Source organism: Pseudomonas sp. ChxA (assembly GCF_030263855.1).
Lineage (GTDB): Bacteria > Pseudomonadota > Gammaproteobacteria > Pseudomonadales > Pseudomonadaceae > Aquipseudomonas > Aquipseudomonas fluorescens_CB.
Map to the genome: position 1 here is coordinate 1385475 of NZ_JARPMK010000001.1, position 14801 is coordinate 1400275.

The window sequence follows — 14801 nt, forward strand, 5'->3', positions numbered from 1 at the left end:
GGCGACAGCGGCCATTGGTCGTAGAGGGTCGTGCTTGAGTACTGAGCATAGCTTGCAATGACATGGACTCTACAAACCGTATACGGTTTCATGAAAGATGCCATGCCATTGTTTCAGAAGAACTTTTTCACCGGATACAAAAAAGGCCACTCTTTCGAGTAGCCTTTTTTGATGTTTGGTTGCGGGAGCCGGATTTGAACCGACGACCTTCGGGTTATGAGCCCGACGAGCTACCAGACTGCTCCATCCCGCGTCTGTGGGCGGCATTCTACAGCCCAGCGGCGAGGTGTCAACCGTTAATAGGCTGATGGGTCAAATAAGTGGAAATTAGCCGTCCTACGCCCACCCTGTGCGGTAAGTACAGGGTAGGCAACGCTTTTTCTGTCTTACAATTTTTGTACACGGCTAAAACAGGCACGCACAAAAAAGGCCACTCTTTCGAGTAGCCTTTTTTGATGTTTGGTTGCGGGAGCCGGATTTGAACCGACGACCTTCGGGTTATGAGCCCGACGAGCTACCAGACTGCTCCATCCCGCGTCTGTGTGTCGGCATTCTACAGAGGAACGCAGGTGTGTCAACCTGTGAATTGAAGAAAAGCGCTTGTGGTTCAATCGGTTAGCTCTCCAAGGCGGGCGTAAAACGGTCTCGGAGCCAGTCTGGCCAAGGGTTTCAGCTCTATTGGCGGGCCGATTTCGATTGAGAAAATAAATTTACCTTGGAAATTTCCTACCGCTCAAACGGCAAATTCAAACTACTGGTGCTATATACAGGAGTGAGTGCGATACTGGTCGCCCGTTGGATTACACCCTCTGTTTATATGACGCAGCGCAAAATCATCCACGTCGACTGTGATTGTTTCTACGCCGCCATCGAGATGCGCGACGACCCGAGCCTGGCGCAAAAGCCCCTGGCGGTCGGCGGCTCGGCAGACAGGCGCGGGGTGATTGCAACCTGCAACTATGAGGCACGGGCCTATGGCGTGCGGTCGGCCATGTCATCGCGCCACGCCTTGAAGCTGTGCCCGGACCTGACCATCGTCAAGCCGCGCATGGATGCCTATAAAGAAGCCTCGAAGGAAATCCAGTCGATCTTTCGCGACTACACCGACCTGATCGAGCCGTTGTCGCTGGACGAAGCCTATTTGGATGTGTCCGACAGCCCGCATTTTGGCGGCAGTGCCACGCGCATCGCCCAGGACATACGGCGGCGCGTCTCTAACCAGTTGCACATCACCGTGTCGGCCGGTGTGGCGCCGAACAAGTTTCTGGCCAAGATCGCCAGCGATTGGAAAAAACCCAACGGTCTGTTCGTGATCACCCCGGATCAGGTCGAAGACTTTGTGTCGCAGTTGCCGGTGAAAAAGCTGCACGGTGTCGGCAAGGTCACCGCCGATAAGCTGGCGCGCCTGGGCATCGAAGACTGCCTGCAACTGCGCGAGTGGAACAAGCTGGCGCTGGTGCGTGAGTTCGGCAGTTTTGGCGAGCGGCTTTGGGGCCTCGCCCGTGGGATTGATGAGCGTGTGGTGCAGAACGATAGCCGTCGACAGTCCATCAGTGTGGAAAATACCTACGACGTGGACCTGCCGGATCTTTCAAGCTGCCTGGCGAAACTGCCTGAGCTGATGGAAACCCTGGCGGGGCGCATGGCGCGTATCGACAGCAGTTACCGTGCTGGCAAGCCGTTCGTTAAGGTGAAGTTCCATGACTTTACCCAGACGACGCTGGAGCAGGCCGGGGCAGGGCGGGATCTGGAGAGTTATCAACAGTTGATGACCCAGGCGTTTAACCGGGGCGGGAAGCCGGTGCGGTTGTTGGGGATTGGCGTGAGGTTGCTGGACTTGAGCAGCGGTAACGAGCAGCTTCAATTCCCCTGGTAGAAACCGGATCAAAAAACTGTGGGAGCTGGCTTGCCTGCGATAGCGGTGTGTCAGTCATTGATGCTTTAACTGATACACCGCCATCGCAGGCAAGCCAGCTCCCACATTTAGATCTATAGCGTTTACAGAATCTCAGCGTGCCCCGGGATCTGCGACGAGCCGCCCTGCATCCTTGGTCAGTGCCTGCAGAAATTCCTGCTGCAACTCCGGATCATTGCGCGTCAATTCGATCAGGCTTTGTTCCAGTTCGCTGGCTTCTTCTTCCAGGCCCAGCTCCGACAGGCGTTTGACGCGGTGGACCCACTGGCTCACTTCGTCATCTTCCAGGTCGTCGTAGATCAGGCCATGGGCTTCGAGCAACTTGCCGCGCAGGGTGTTGCTGACCGCCAAGGTCGAGTCGGAATGCACATCGTCCTGGCCATCTTCCACGCTGATCTTCAAGGTGCTGACGCGGTTCAGGTCCTGCTCAGCAAAAGGGCTGTCCAACAGGTTCAGGCGCAGTACGCCGTCGCGGTCGGTGGTCAGCTCATGGGTCTGCTTGCCGGCGGTGACCTGCACCGGGCGTTCGCTCCAGGGCAGGCTCGAATACTCCGTGCGCTTGTCGCGCTGGACTTCATCAATGCCGGCCAGGTTCTGTTGCGCACGGCCGTGGGATTGCACGTTCATGAACGGGTTGATGCCGTCCACGCCATAGCTCAGCCAGTCGCGCGTCATGCTGGTGGGCAGGTTGCCGAGGGCGAAGACATTCACCACGTTGGCGCCCGCACCCGCTACCAGTGCAACGGCACCCAAAGGCATCTCATAGAGTTTGCGCCAGGGTTGGTAGGGGGTGTAGCGATCGTAGCGGCGGGTGACTTCGAACTCGGTGACCTCAAAGGTCTTTTGCTCGTGAATGCGAACCCGGCGTTGCGGCAGTTCGAGCACTTTGGGTTCGCCTACATCGATTTGCAGGCTGTGATCGAGCAACTTTCGCTCTACCCGCTCCTCGTGCTCACTGCGTTGCGACATTTGATTGGCGCAGCCGCTGACCAGCAGGGCGCCGCACAAGGCGGCGCCCCCCAGGGCTCTGGTGTTTCGCTTGAACATGACTTCTCTTGATCTGGTTTTCAGCGACGAATACGCGCCTGAAGGAAAGACAGCACGTCAGCCACCGGCAACGGTTGGGCTTCGGCTTCGGTCCGGCTCTTGTATTCCAGATTGCCATCGGCCAGGCCGCGGTCACTGACCACGATACGGTGCGGGATGCCAATCAGTTCCATGTCGGCGAACTTGATGCCAGGGCTGGTTTTCTTGTCCCGGTCATCGAGCAGCACTTCAAAACCGGCAGCCGTCAGTTCGGCATACAGTTTGTCGGTGGCTTCGCGTACTTGCTCGTTGTCATAGCGCAGCGGTACCAGGGCAATTTGGAACGGTGCCAGGGCGTCGCTCCAGATGATGCCTTTCTCGTCGTTGTTCTGCTCGATGGCAGCCGCAACCACGCGCGATACGCCAATGCCGTAGCAGCCCATGTCCAGGGTGATCGGCTTGCCGTTCTCGCCCAGCACTTCGCACTTCATCGCCTTGCTGTACTTGTTGCCCAGCTGGAAGATGTGCCCGACTTCGATGCCGCGCTTGATTTCCAGGGTGCCTTTGCCGTCCGGGCTTGGGTCACCGGCCACGACGTTACGCAGGTCGGCCACGGTCGGAACCGGCAGGTCACGCTCCCAGTTCACGCCGAAGTAGTGCTTGTCATCGATGTTGGCGCCGATACCGAAGTCGCTCATCAGCTCGACCGAACGGTCGATGATGATCGGCAGCGGCAGGTTCAGCGGGCCGAGCGAACCGGCACCGGCGCCAATGGCGTCGCGCAGTTCGGCATCGGTGGCCATGACCAGCGGGCTGGCCACGCCAGGTTGCTGGGCAGCCTTGATTTCGTTGAGTTCGTGGTCGCCACGGATCACCAGGGCGATCAGCTTGCCTTCTTCTTCGGCGCGCACGATCAGGGTCTTGATGGTCTTTTCAATCGGCAGATTGAATTTTTCCACCAGGGCGGCGATGGTCTTGGTCTCTGGCGTGTCCACCAGGCGCAGTTCTTCAGCCGGTGCTGGGCGGGACGTTTCCCGTGGCACGGCTTCGGCTTTCTCGATGTTCGCCGCGTAGTCGGAACCGTTGCTGAACACGATATCGTCTTCGCCGGACTCGGCCAGCACGTGGAACTCGTGGGAGCCGGCGCCGCCGATGGAGCCGTTGTCCGCTTCAACCGGGCGGAATTTCAGGCCCAGGCGCGTGAACACGTTGCAGTAGGCCTGGTGCATGCGGTCATAAGTGGCCTGCAAGGACGCCTGGTCTGCGTGGAACGAATACGCGTCCTTCATGATGAACTCGCGGCCGCGCATCAAGCCGAAGCGCGGGCGGATTTCGTCACGGAACTTGGTCTGGATCTGATACAGGTTCAGCGGCAGCTGCTTGTAGCTGCTCAGCTCGTTGCGCATCAGGTCGGTGATCACTTCTTCATGGGTCGGGCCTGCGCAGAAGTCGCGGCCATGACGGTCCTTGAAGCGCAGCAACTCAGGGCCGTACTCTTCCCAGCGCCCGGATTCCTGCCACAGCTCAGCCGGTTGGGTGCTCGGCATCAACACTTCCAGAGAGCCGGCGGCGTTCATTTCTTCGCGAACGATGGCTTCGACCTTGCGCATCACCTTCAAGCCCATGGGCAGCCAGGTGTACAGGCCGGAGGCCAGTTTGCGGATCATGCCGGCGCGCAGCATCAGCTGATGGCTGATCACAACCGCGTCGGAAGGCGTTTCTTTCTGTGTGGCGAGCAAATATTGACTGGTACGCATGGTAGGCCGTTGTCGGTTGCTTGGACTTGAAATGACTTGGGATTGTACGGGCGGTTGTCGCTGGAGTACAGGCGTGAGGTCGTGGCGGTGTTTCTGTTGGAGTTGAGCGGGTGTGGGAGCTGGCTTGTTGTGGCGAGGGCGCTTGCTGTGGAGTCACCGGCTTTTTGGGGGGCGCTTCGCACCCCAGCGCAAGCAAGCTTGCTCGCCACAGGGTTACGCGCCGTCGCAACCGTTGGCAAATGGCTGTGCGCTTTGTGTGGCGAGGGAGCTTGCTCCCGTTTGACTGCGCAGCAGTCACCGGCTTTTTGGGGGGCGCTTCGCACCCCAGCGCAAGCAAGCTTGCTCGCAACAACAAGCCGGCTCCCACATTGACTGAGGTGTGTCAGTCCTCAGTGGGAGGATTCAACCGCGCCCGTCGGCTTTCCTGAAACCAGTGCAGCGCAATCAGGAACAGCGTCGGCACACCCAGCAGGCAGGTGATGATGAAGAAGTTGTGATAGCCGAACTTTTCCACCATCACACCCGAGTAACCACCGATCAGGCGCGGCAGCAGCAGCATGATCGAGCTGAGCAGCGCATATTGGGTGGCGGAAAACTTGAGGTTGGTCAGGCTCGACAGGTAAGCGACAAACGCCGAAGTGGCCAAGCCTGAGCTGAAGTTATCCAGGGAAATGGTGAATATCAGCATCTGCAGGTCGGGGCCCATGTCGGCGAGCATCACGAACAGCAGGTTGGTGGCCGCCGAGGCAATGCCGCCGATAAACAGGATCGGCAAGATGCCAAAGCGCACGATCAACAGGCCGCCCATGCCGGCGCCGAGCAGGGTCATGATCAGGCCGAAGATCTTGCTGACCCCGGCGATCTGGTCCTTGGTAAAGCCTTGGTCGATGTAGAACACGTTGGCCATCACGCCCATCACTGTGTCGGACATGCGATAGGTCGCAATCAGCCCGAGCAGCAGCAGCGCCTGCCAGCGGTAACGCAGGATAAAGTCGTTGACCGGCGTGAGCACCGGCGCCAGGCCACGGCGGCCCATGGCCGAGAGGCACAGGGTGGTGAGGATGATGTACAGGATGGCGCGTAGGAACGCGCGGTCTTCCATCAACAGCTCCCACAGGCTCACGCCGTGGAACAGCACGCTGGCGAAATCGGTGTTGTACAGCTGGGTGAACATCGCCGGGACCGACACCAGCAGCACGATCAACACAAATACGGAGACAAGCTGATGCGCAAAGCTGTAGCGCCCGGCCTGCAATTGGGTGCGCAGTGGCACATCGGGTTCACGCATGAAGAAGGTGGTCAGCAGCGCCGGGATCATCAGCACGCCGAACAGCACGTAAGTGCCGGTCCAGGCCGAGTGCTTATAGTTGAAGCCGGTGGAACCGAAACCTTCGGCAAAGAACAGCGCGCCGGCGGTGGCCAGCAGGGCGGCGATGCGGTAGCCGGACATGTAGCTGGCAGCCAGCGCAGCCTGGCGGCTGTCGTCGGCGATTTCCAGGCGATAGGCGTCTACTGCGATGTCTTGGGTGGCCGAGGCGAAGGCTACGATGACGGCAATGGCGATCAGCCAGGACAAGTGCTTTTGCGGGTCGCAAAAGCCCATGCCGATCAACCCGAGGATCACCAGCGTCTGGGCAAGTACCAGCCAGGAGCGACGTCGTCCCAGTTTACCGAGCAGCGGCAGGCGCCATTGGTCGAGCAGCGGTGACCAGACCCATTTGAATGCGTAGGCCAGGCCGATCAGGCTCGCATAACCGATGGTCTCGCGGGCCACACCGGCCTCGCGCAACCACACAGAAAGCGTCGAAAACACCAACATGTAAGGCAAGCCGGCGGCGAAGCCGAGCAACAACAGGACTAACGTCGAAGGGCTGGCATAGGCGGCGAGCGCGGCGCGCCAGGTTTTACGGGGCATGGGCTGGAGTCTGCCTCAGATTTGCGGAAACAAAGCGCGCACTCTAACCGCTGTGCTCTACCGGGCGCCAGCCATGACGCTGAATATCAACGCGATTATTCAGGATACTGACGCCTTCACTGCGCAAACGCGCACGTTGTTCGTCGCCTGAAGCACTGCCCACCGGCAGACTTATCCGACCACCGGCAGCCAACACTCGGTGCCAGGGCAGGCGGGTGTCCGCGGGAAGCTGGCTCAATGTACGCCCGACCCAGCGAGCGGCGCGGCCCAGCCCAGCCAGGTGCGCCAACTCGCCGTAACTCACCACGCAGCCTTCGGGCACTTGCGCCAATGTCAGGTACAAAGCCGTGCGGCGCATTTCTGCGGGGCTTTGGGGGGCGTCTTCGGGTGGGTGGGTCGTGGGCATCGCCAGTGTCTTTATCCAGTCTCTTTATTAAGAGACGTCTTTGTAAGAAATGTCTGTAATCATTCGGGTGAGAATTGAACTCAATATAAATCCTTGAGTCAGTCCAAGCTATCTAACACGATAACGCCCCTTTTTCGCCATTTTCGAGCCTCGAATTCGCTTATGTTGTCCAGAACCCTGCTCTGCCTTGCTGTTTTCAGCGCCTCCACGCCCCTGCTCGCCGACACCGTCTGGTTGAAGAACGGTGACCGCCTGACCGGCAAGATCAAAGTCTTCGACGGTGGCAAATTGCTGATTCAGACCAACTACGCAGGGGCCATCCCGGTGGACTGGAAACAGGTCAAGACCCTGGAAAGCGACCAGGAGTTGCTGGTCAAGCAGGACGCCTACACCGGTGAAAAGGCCAAATCCCTGAAAGCGGCGGAGGATGGCAAGGTCACCCTGGCCAATGGCGAAGCGCCGAAAACCGTGGACTTGGCCAGCATCCAGCAGATCATCAAGCCCAAGCCTGTGATCGAAGACCTGGTGTGGAAGGGCAATGTCGACCTGGCGCTGGACTACAAACGCGCCGACAAAGACACCAACGACTATGACATCGACTTCAAGACCACCGCGCGTCACGGCCAATGGCGGCATACCGCCCAGGGCGAATACAACCGCGAGTTCCAGGATGACGTGACCACCACCGACAACTGGGCGCTGGAATATGACCTGGACCGCTTCATCACCGAGCACTGGTTCTGGCAGGGGCGCCTGACCTACAAGCGTGACAAGGTTGAAGACCTGTCCCGCCAGCGCACTGTCGGTACAGGCCCTGGCTACCAGTTCTGGGACGACGAACTGGGCGCGTTCTCCCTCGGTTCGCTGGTCAACCGCACCGATTACCAATATTCCGACGACCGCAAGACCAACTTCTATTCCCTGGCCATGAAGTGGAGCTACAACCGCTATCTGGTAGGCAAGACCGTGGAGTTCTTCACCAACGGTGAATTGGGCAAGCCGCTGGCCGGGCCGTCCGATTACTCCCTGGATGCGGAAATGGGCCTGCGCTACAAAGTTACAGAGTGGGCGTCGCTCAACCTCAAGGCCGAGCGCGACCTCATTAATGGCGAATCGCAAAGCAGTTTGAACAAGACCCGCTACACCGCAGGCTTCGGCGTGGCTTGGTAATATGGTCTGGTAAATCCTGCATCGGGCACTCTGGCAACCTGCGCGGATATTGATTACCTTGTGTTGAGATTCATTCCCATAGACGCCATAGGCTGTGGGCGGCTGAACACCCGAGGAGTCATACCGTGAGCACGCAGGTTGCCAAGAACGCCCGAGAGCTGTTGCTCAAGGAATACCGTGGAGCGCTCTCCACATTGTCCAAAGCCATGCCGGGCTTTCCCTTCGGCTCAGTGGTGCCGTACTGCCTCGACGCGCAGGGCCAGCCGATTATCCTGATCAGCCGCATCGCCCAGCACACCCACAATTTGCAGAAAGACCCCAAGTGTTCGCTGCTGGTGGGTGAACGCGAAGCCGATGACGTGCAAGCGGTAGGGCGCCTGACCTATCTGGCCGAAGCCGAAAAGCTTGAGGATGAGGCTGCGATTGAAGCCGCCGCCGAACGGTATTACCGCTACTTCCCGGATTCGGCCAACTACCACAAAGCCCACGATTTCGATTTTTGGGTGCTCAAGCCGGTACGTCACCGCTACATCGGCGGCTTTGGCGCGATTCACTGGGTCGACCAACTCGCCTTGGCCAACCCGTTTGCGGGCAAAGCCGAGCGCAGCATGATCGAGCACATGAACAGCGACCACACCAAGGCCATCGCCCACTATGTCGAGCTGACCGGCCTGCCGACCACCGAACCTGCGCAATTGGCCGGTATCGACAGCGAAGGCATGCACCTGCGTATCGGCCAGTCCTTGTATTGGTTGCCGTTTGCCGAATCTTGCAACACGCCGACACAAGTGCGCGAAGCCTTGGTTTCATTGGCTCACGCCGAGGTCTGGCCGAAAAAAGAAGCCGTCAGCGCTTGAATTCACGAAACGGCGACGTCATCTAAGGTGAACTGGCAAGGCATTCTTGCGTTGAGGAACCATTTGATGCGCCCTTTTTTATTGCTCTTTCTGCTGTTCCCGGTGTTGGAGCTGTTCGTATTCGTTCAAGTCAGCAGTGCCATCGGGTTTTTCCCGGCGCTGCTGTTGATTATTCTCGGCTCGATGCTCGGCGTTCTGGTGCTGCGCGTCGCCGGCCTGGCCACCGCGCTGCGTGCGCGTGAAAGCCTGAACCGCGGTGAACTGCCTGCACAGACCATGCTTGAAGGCCTGATGATGGCCTTGGCCGGTGGCCTGCTGATCCTGCCGGGTTTTATCAGCGATGTGGTCGGCCTGGTCATGCTGCTGCCGTTCACCCGCAAGTTGCTGGCCGGCAAGATGCGCCAGCGTGCCGAAGAAGCGGCGATCCGCCAGCGCGCCTTTGCCGCTGACCTGCAACCCCGTGGTGGCCCGGCTCCACGCCAGCCGTTGGGGCGTGAAGGCGATGTGATCGAAGGCGAGTTCGAACACCGCGACAGCAAATAACCGCATGACCTGCACGGCGCCTTTGGGTGCCGTGCTGCTTTTGTCGCCCGGCACTCGTAAAAAATTTCCGTCGCGGCCTCTTGTAATAAGCTTATGCGCCCTTATGTAACGGTCACCGCAAGGTTTCTGGTGGCGACACCAGACAGACTTCCGCGTCTTGCTTGGCGAGGCGCGACCGGCACCGCCGGAATACAACTTGCCGGTATCGATACCGGCCGATGAAAAACACAATTAGGAGAGATCGACAATGAGCAAGCTTCGTCCTCTGCACGACCGCGTCGTAATCCGTCGCAGCGAAGAAGAAAAGAAAACCGCTGGCGGTATCGTTCTGCCAGGTTCGGCTGCAGAAAAAGCCAACCACGGTGTGATCGTCGCTGTAGGCCCAGGCAAAACTCTGGAAAACGGTGAAGTGCGTGCTCTGGCCGTTAAAGTCGGTGAAAAGGTTGTTTTCGGTCCTTACTCCGGCAGCAACACTGTGAAAGTTGACGGCGAAGACCTGCTGGTCATGGCTGAGAACGAGATTCTCGCCGTTCTGGAAGACTGATTCCCCGCTCATTTTCCCGTTACTACAAAGTATTTAAGGAATATCGATCATGGCTGCTAAAGAAGTTAAATTCGGCGATTCCGCCCGCAAGAAAATGCTCACCGGTATCAACATCCTGGCTGACGCAGTAAAAGCGACCCTGGGCCCTAAAGGCCGTAACGTGGTTATCGAGAAGAGCTTCGGCGCTCCGACTATCACCAAGGACGGCGTTTCGGTAGCCAAAGAAATCGAACTGGAAGACCGTTTCGAAAACATGGGCGCGCAGCTGGTCAAAGACGTTGCCTCCCGTGCCAACGATGACGCAGGCGACGGCACCACCACCGCTACCGTACTGGCTCAGGCCATCGTCAACGAAGGCTACAAGGCCGTCGCTGCCGGCATGAACCCGATGGACCTCAAGCGCGGCATCGACAAGGCGACCATCGCCATCGTTGCTGAGCTGAAAAAGCTGTCCAAGCCATGCGCCGACACCAAGGCTATCGCTCAGGTAGGCACCATCTCCGCCAACTCCGACAACTCCATCGGCGACATCATTGCCGAAGCCATGGAAAAAGTCGGCAAAGAAGGCGTGATCACCGTTGAAGAAGGCACTGGCCTGGAAAACGAACTGTCGGTTGTAGAAGGCATGCAGTTCGACCGTGGCTACCTGTCCCCGTACTTCGTCAACAAGCCTGAGACCATGGTTGCCGAGCTGGACAGCCCGCTGATCCTGCTGGTCGACAAAAAAATCTCGAACATCCGCGAAATGCTGCCAGTGCTGGAAGCCGTTGCCAAAGCCGGCCGCCCACTGCTGATCGTTTCCGAAGACGTTGAAGGCGAAGCCCTGGCGACTCTGGTTGTTAACAACATGCGTGGCATCGTTAAAGTCGCCGCCGTCAAGGCGCCAGGCTTCGGCGATCGTCGCAAGGCCATGCTGCAGGACATCGCCGTTCTGACCGGCGGTACTGTTATCTCCGAAGAGATCGGCCTGAGCCTGGAAAGCGCCACCCTGGAAAACCTGGGTAGTGCCAAGCGCGTGACCATCTCCAAAGAAAACACCATCATCGTTGACGGTGCTGGCGTTGAGCAGGACATCCAGGCTCGCATCACTCAGATCCGTGCCCAGGTTGCCGAAACCTCGTCCGACTACGACCGTGAAAAACTGCAAGAGCGTCTGGCCAAGCTGTCTGGCGGCGTTGCAGTGATCAAGGTTGGCGCCGGTTCCGAAGTTGAAATGAAAGAGAAGAAAGCCCGCGTTGAAGACGCCCTGCACGCAACCCGCGCAGCCGTTGAAGAAGGCGTGGTACCTGGCGGTGGCGTTGCGCTGATCCGCGCTCTGGAAGCCCTGGCTGACCTGACCGGCGACAACGCTGACCAGAACGTCGGTATCGCTGTTCTGCGTCGCGCTGTTGAAGCACCGCTGCGTCAGATCGCTGCCAACTCCGGCGACGAGCCAAGCGTTGTGGTCAACGAAGTCAAGAACGGCAAAGGTAACTACGGTTACAACGCTGCGACTGGCGAATACGGCGACATGATCGAAATGGGCATCCTGGACCCTACCAAGGTGACTCGTTCCGCGCTGCAAGCAGCAGCTTCCATCGGTAGCCTGATCCTGACTACCGAAGCTGCAATCGCCGACAAGCCAAAGGCTGAAGGCGCTGGCGGTGGCGGTATGCCTGACATGGGCGGCATGGGTGGCATGGGCGGCATGATGTAACCCAGCCTTACCCGGCTATTAAAAAGCCCCGCCTGCAGTGATGCAGGCGGGGCTTTTTTATGCAGTACTAAAAATGCAGAAGATCCAATGTGGGAGCTGGCTTGCCTGCGATGGCATCACCTCGGTGCACCAGGCATACCGAGTCGCCTGCATCGCGGGCAAGCCCGGCTTCCACATTTTGACCGAGTACAGCTCTGGCTGCCTATGTGGGTCTCAGCCCAATGTACGGCGCCGCAACAGCTTCCTGAAGGTCATGCCCCGTGCCAGGGTTACTTGGGCAGCCGGCACAAGTGCCACGGGTTGCGGTGCAGCAGCTTGGTTGAGTGGGCCAGGGCCAGACAGGTGCGTGAGTTTCTCAGCGCCGGCGGCTCGGGGCCACCTCCGGGATGGTGGGGTGAGGAGCGCATCCTGCGCCGTTGGCCGAGGTGCTGTATGGGCGGTGTGATCGCCAGCGTGTTTGTCTTCCATCCTTGGTGATGGCTTGTCCGTAACCGCCAGGCGCGAGGCCGACGCATTACCCGGCACGAACGCGCCGGTAACGATGCACAGCGACAGCATCAAGGTGGGCAAATGCTTCTTACGGGGATGCATGAACGGGCTCTCCAACCGGGGGATTCAGTTGGCGAGGTTACGGGCGATGCGCAGGCTGCGCTGTCACAGGCTGTAACAGCGCTACAACCGGCGATCCCCTTCAATAAGGACGAACACTGCCACTGTGGCGAGCAGGCTTGCCCTGCGTTGGGTGGCGAAGCCGCCCCAAATCAGGCGACTCGGTGAGCCAGTTATAACGGACTGGGGCTGTTGTGCAGCCCAACGCAGGGCGAGCCTGCTCGCCACGGATTACTGTTCTCCAGTTCTATTTCTGACTCGGCTTACTTGAGCGCATCAGCCCAAAGACCTCGAAAGGCATGGCTCTAAAGAGGCCGCAACGGCAGGATCAGGCTCATGCGGGCGCCGCCCAATGGGCTGCGGGTGACTGACAATTGCCCGTTGTGCCACTGGGTTGCGCGCTTGGCCAGCGCCAGGCCGAGGCCGAAGCCACTGGGTTCGTCGCCGCCCATAGCAAGCCGCACGAAGGGCTCGAAAATCTTTTCACGGTTCTCCGCCAATATACCGGGGCCGTCATCGTCGACGTGCAGCACCAAGTGCTGCTCACCCTGATAAGTGGCGCTCACGCACACTCGATCACGCGCATAGGTGATGGCGTTGCTCAAGAGGTTGCGCACTATCAGGTGCAGCAGGGCGCGGTCGCCGATCAGTTCAAGCTGTGCAGGCTCGGTTTCCAGGCTCAATTGGCGATGGTGCCCATCCAGCAACGCGAACTCCTGGTGCAGCCAGTCACGCAGGTTGATCGGCTCATGCTGCAAATCCGTCGGCGCACCGGCCATTCGCGCAAAGGCCAGGCTGGCGCGAACCAGGGCTTCGAGTTCTTCGACATCGGTTTGCAAGCGCTCTTGCAGGCGCAGGCGGGTCGGCGGGTCTTCGCTTTTGCTCAGTAACGTCAGGGCAAAACGCATGCGCGCCAGCGGCGTACGCAGTTCGTGGGAGACGGCCTGGGAGACTTCGCGATGACGTTCGCTCATGGCGCTGATATCCCGCGCATGCTGTTGCAAGGTCAGCAACAACGGCGTCCATTCCTTGCCCAGGGCGGGCAGCATCACGTTTGGGCTGCGTGCCAGCGTACCCAGGCAGGTGTTGAGTGTGTCCAGGTCCTTGTTATGCCGCCGGTGCGCGCGCAAACCGATGCCGAGCAGCAGCAACACCGGCAAGCCGGCGACGCAGGCGGTGATCCAGAAAATCGGGAATTTGAGCAGGTCCTTGATCTCGGCACTCCCCCACATGGGGCCGAAGCGGATCACGGTATCGTCGTCCAGCGGGAAGTAGCTGATGTCTTCGTCGCTGTTGAGCGCTGGCTGCTGGTGTTCGAGCATCACCATGGCTTCGGGCGGCAATTCGACGTCGTCGTACGGGATAAGCTCTACCGGGTACTGGAAGTGCGCGCGCAGGATGTCCATGCGCGCTTCACGTTTCTCAGCGGGCAAGCCTTTGAGCTGTTCGGCCACCAGGTAGCCTGGGCCGGCCATCAAGCGCAAAAAGCTGTCCTCGCCGACAAACACCGAGGCGTTGGTACACAGCCACAGCAGATAAAGGGTCAAGCTGGTCCAACCCGCGCCCGCCACGGCCACCATCCAGGGGCGCAGTTTAGACATGCTGGGCCTGCTGGGGGATTTCGACAAACAGGTAGCCTTGGGCCGTGATGGTCTGGATGGTCACCGGGCAGGCCAGGCTCATCAATTTTTTACGCAGGCGCGACACACGCATATCAATCGAGCGGTTAAGCCCGTCATATTCCAGGCCGCGCAAGCTCTGCAGGAGTTTTTCGCGGGTCAGCAACACGCCGCTATGGCGGGCGAAAATCGCCAGCAGTTCGAACTCGGCCACCGAGAACTGTAACGGCGTACCGTCGAGCCAGGCGAAATGACTATTGAGGTCCAATCGAAACGCGCCCCACTGATAAGACGCATTGGGCGCCTGGCGGTGACGGCGCAGTAACGAGCGCACCCTGGCCAGCAACAGCAACGGGTCGACGGGTTTGACCACGTAGTCGTCGGCGCCGACGTGGAAACCGGTCAATTGCTCGGCGTTTTCATCCAGTGCGGTCATCATCAGGATCAACCCGGGGTAGCTGTCGCGGATCTGGCGGCACAGGGTAAAACCGTCGATGCCCGGCAACATCACATCGAGGATCAACAGCGCCGGTTTTTCCTCAAGAATGCGCTGTGCGGCGCGATCACCACGGTGCTCTACGGCAACGGTAAAACCTTCGGCGCGCAGGAACTCGGCCGTCAGTGCGGCCAATGGGCGGTCGTCTTCAATCAGCAGCAGGGAGTCGGACATGCGAGGGCGCCATCGCCGGAGAATGGCGCAAGTGTTGCGCCCTTGCCCTGTGGTAGGCAAGGGCCAGAGCGCAG

At 59.4% G+C, this 14801-nt stretch carries 13 protein-coding genes and 2 tRNA genes; 6 read left to right on the top strand and 9 right to left on the bottom strand.

Going from position 1 to position 14801, the window contains the following annotated elements; genetic code table 11:
• Window positions 1-176 precede the first annotated feature (176 nt).
• Together P5706_RS06130 and P5706_RS06135 are read right to left on the bottom strand one after the other, a co-directional pair.
• Window positions 177-253 (bottom strand) — tRNA-Met (locus P5706_RS06130).
• A 207-nt stretch (window positions 254-460) separates the two neighbouring features.
• Window positions 461-537 (bottom strand) — tRNA-Met (locus P5706_RS06135).
• A gap of 280 nt (window positions 538-817) precedes the next feature.
• Here P5706_RS06135 and dinB point away from each other — a divergent pair.
• Window positions 818-1876, top strand: coding sequence for a DNA polymerase IV (dinB, locus tag P5706_RS06140; RefSeq protein WP_200432820.1), 1059 nt, complete (start codon window positions 818-820; stop codon window positions 1874-1876).
• A 132-nt stretch (window positions 1877-2008) separates the two neighbouring features.
• Here the strand turns inward: dinB and P5706_RS06145 are convergent, their stop codons facing one another.
• From P5706_RS06145 to P5706_RS06160, 4 genes are all read right to left on the bottom strand, one after another.
• Complete coding sequence (locus P5706_RS06145) at window positions 2009-2962, bottom strand: hypothetical protein (RefSeq protein WP_200432819.1); 954 nt, start codon at window positions 2960-2962, stop codon at window positions 2009-2011.
• Window positions 2963-2982: 20 nt separating this feature from the next.
• Complete coding sequence (locus P5706_RS06150; protein WP_056858682.1) at window positions 2983-4698, bottom strand: proline--tRNA ligase; 1716 nt, start codon at window positions 4696-4698, stop codon at window positions 2983-2985.
• A gap of 382 nt (window positions 4699-5080) precedes the next feature.
• Complete coding sequence (locus P5706_RS06155; RefSeq protein WP_200432818.1) at window positions 5081-6613, bottom strand: AmpG family muropeptide MFS transporter; 1533 nt, start codon at window positions 6611-6613, stop codon at window positions 5081-5083.
• A gap of 43 nt (window positions 6614-6656) precedes the next feature.
• Window positions 6657-7019, bottom strand: coding sequence for an MGMT family protein (locus tag P5706_RS06160; protein WP_285678775.1), 363 nt, complete (start codon window positions 7017-7019; stop codon window positions 6657-6659).
• A 162-nt stretch (window positions 7020-7181) separates the two neighbouring features.
• Here P5706_RS06160 and P5706_RS06165 point away from each other — a divergent pair, with 162 nt between their 5' ends.
• The 5 genes from P5706_RS06165 (at window position 7182) to groL (ending at window position 11829) form a co-directional block, all read left to right on the top strand.
• Complete coding sequence (locus tag P5706_RS06165; protein WP_200432816.1) at window positions 7182-8189, top strand: DUF481 domain-containing protein; 1008 nt, start codon at window positions 7182-7184, stop codon at window positions 8187-8189.
• A 125-nt stretch (window positions 8190-8314) separates the two neighbouring features.
• The gene (locus P5706_RS06170; protein ID WP_200432815.1) at window positions 8315-9046 is read left to right on the top strand and encodes a HugZ family pyridoxamine 5'-phosphate oxidase; all 732 of its coding nucleotides are present in this window, start codon (window positions 8315-8317) and stop codon (window positions 9044-9046) included.
• Between the two features lie 66 nt (window positions 9047-9112).
• On the top strand, window positions 9113-9589 hold the full coding sequence (locus P5706_RS06175; protein WP_285678776.1) for an FxsA family protein: 477 nt from the start codon (window positions 9113-9115) through the stop codon (window positions 9587-9589).
• Between the two features lie 247 nt (window positions 9590-9836).
• Window positions 9837-10133: a co-chaperone GroES gene (locus P5706_RS06180; RefSeq protein ID WP_200432814.1), complete on the top strand. Its 297-nt coding sequence runs from the start codon at window positions 9837-9839 to the stop codon at window positions 10131-10133.
• A gap of 49 nt (window positions 10134-10182) precedes the next feature.
• The gene (gene groL, locus P5706_RS06185) at window positions 10183-11829 is read left to right on the top strand and encodes a chaperonin GroEL (RefSeq protein ID WP_056858678.1); all 1647 of its coding nucleotides are present in this window, start codon (window positions 10183-10185) and stop codon (window positions 11827-11829) included.
• 213 nt (window positions 11830-12042) lie between these two features.
• Here the strand turns inward: groL and P5706_RS06190 are convergent, their stop codons facing one another.
• From P5706_RS06190 to P5706_RS06200, 3 genes are all read right to left on the bottom strand, one after another.
• A complete protein-coding gene (locus tag P5706_RS06190; protein WP_285678777.1) occupies window positions 12043-12420 on the bottom strand; it encodes a hypothetical protein in 378 nt (125 codons plus the stop codon).
• Window positions 12421-12743: 323 nt separating this feature from the next.
• A complete protein-coding gene (locus P5706_RS06195) occupies window positions 12744-14039 on the bottom strand; it encodes a sensor histidine kinase (RefSeq protein WP_285678778.1) in 1296 nt (431 codons plus the stop codon).
• Entirely contained in the window at window positions 14032-14727 is a 696-nt protein-coding gene (locus P5706_RS06200) for a response regulator (protein WP_138813992.1), read from the bottom strand. The genes P5706_RS06195 and P5706_RS06200 overlap by 8 nt, the downstream gene beginning before the upstream one ends.
• Between the last annotated feature and the right edge of the window lie 74 nt (window positions 14728-14801).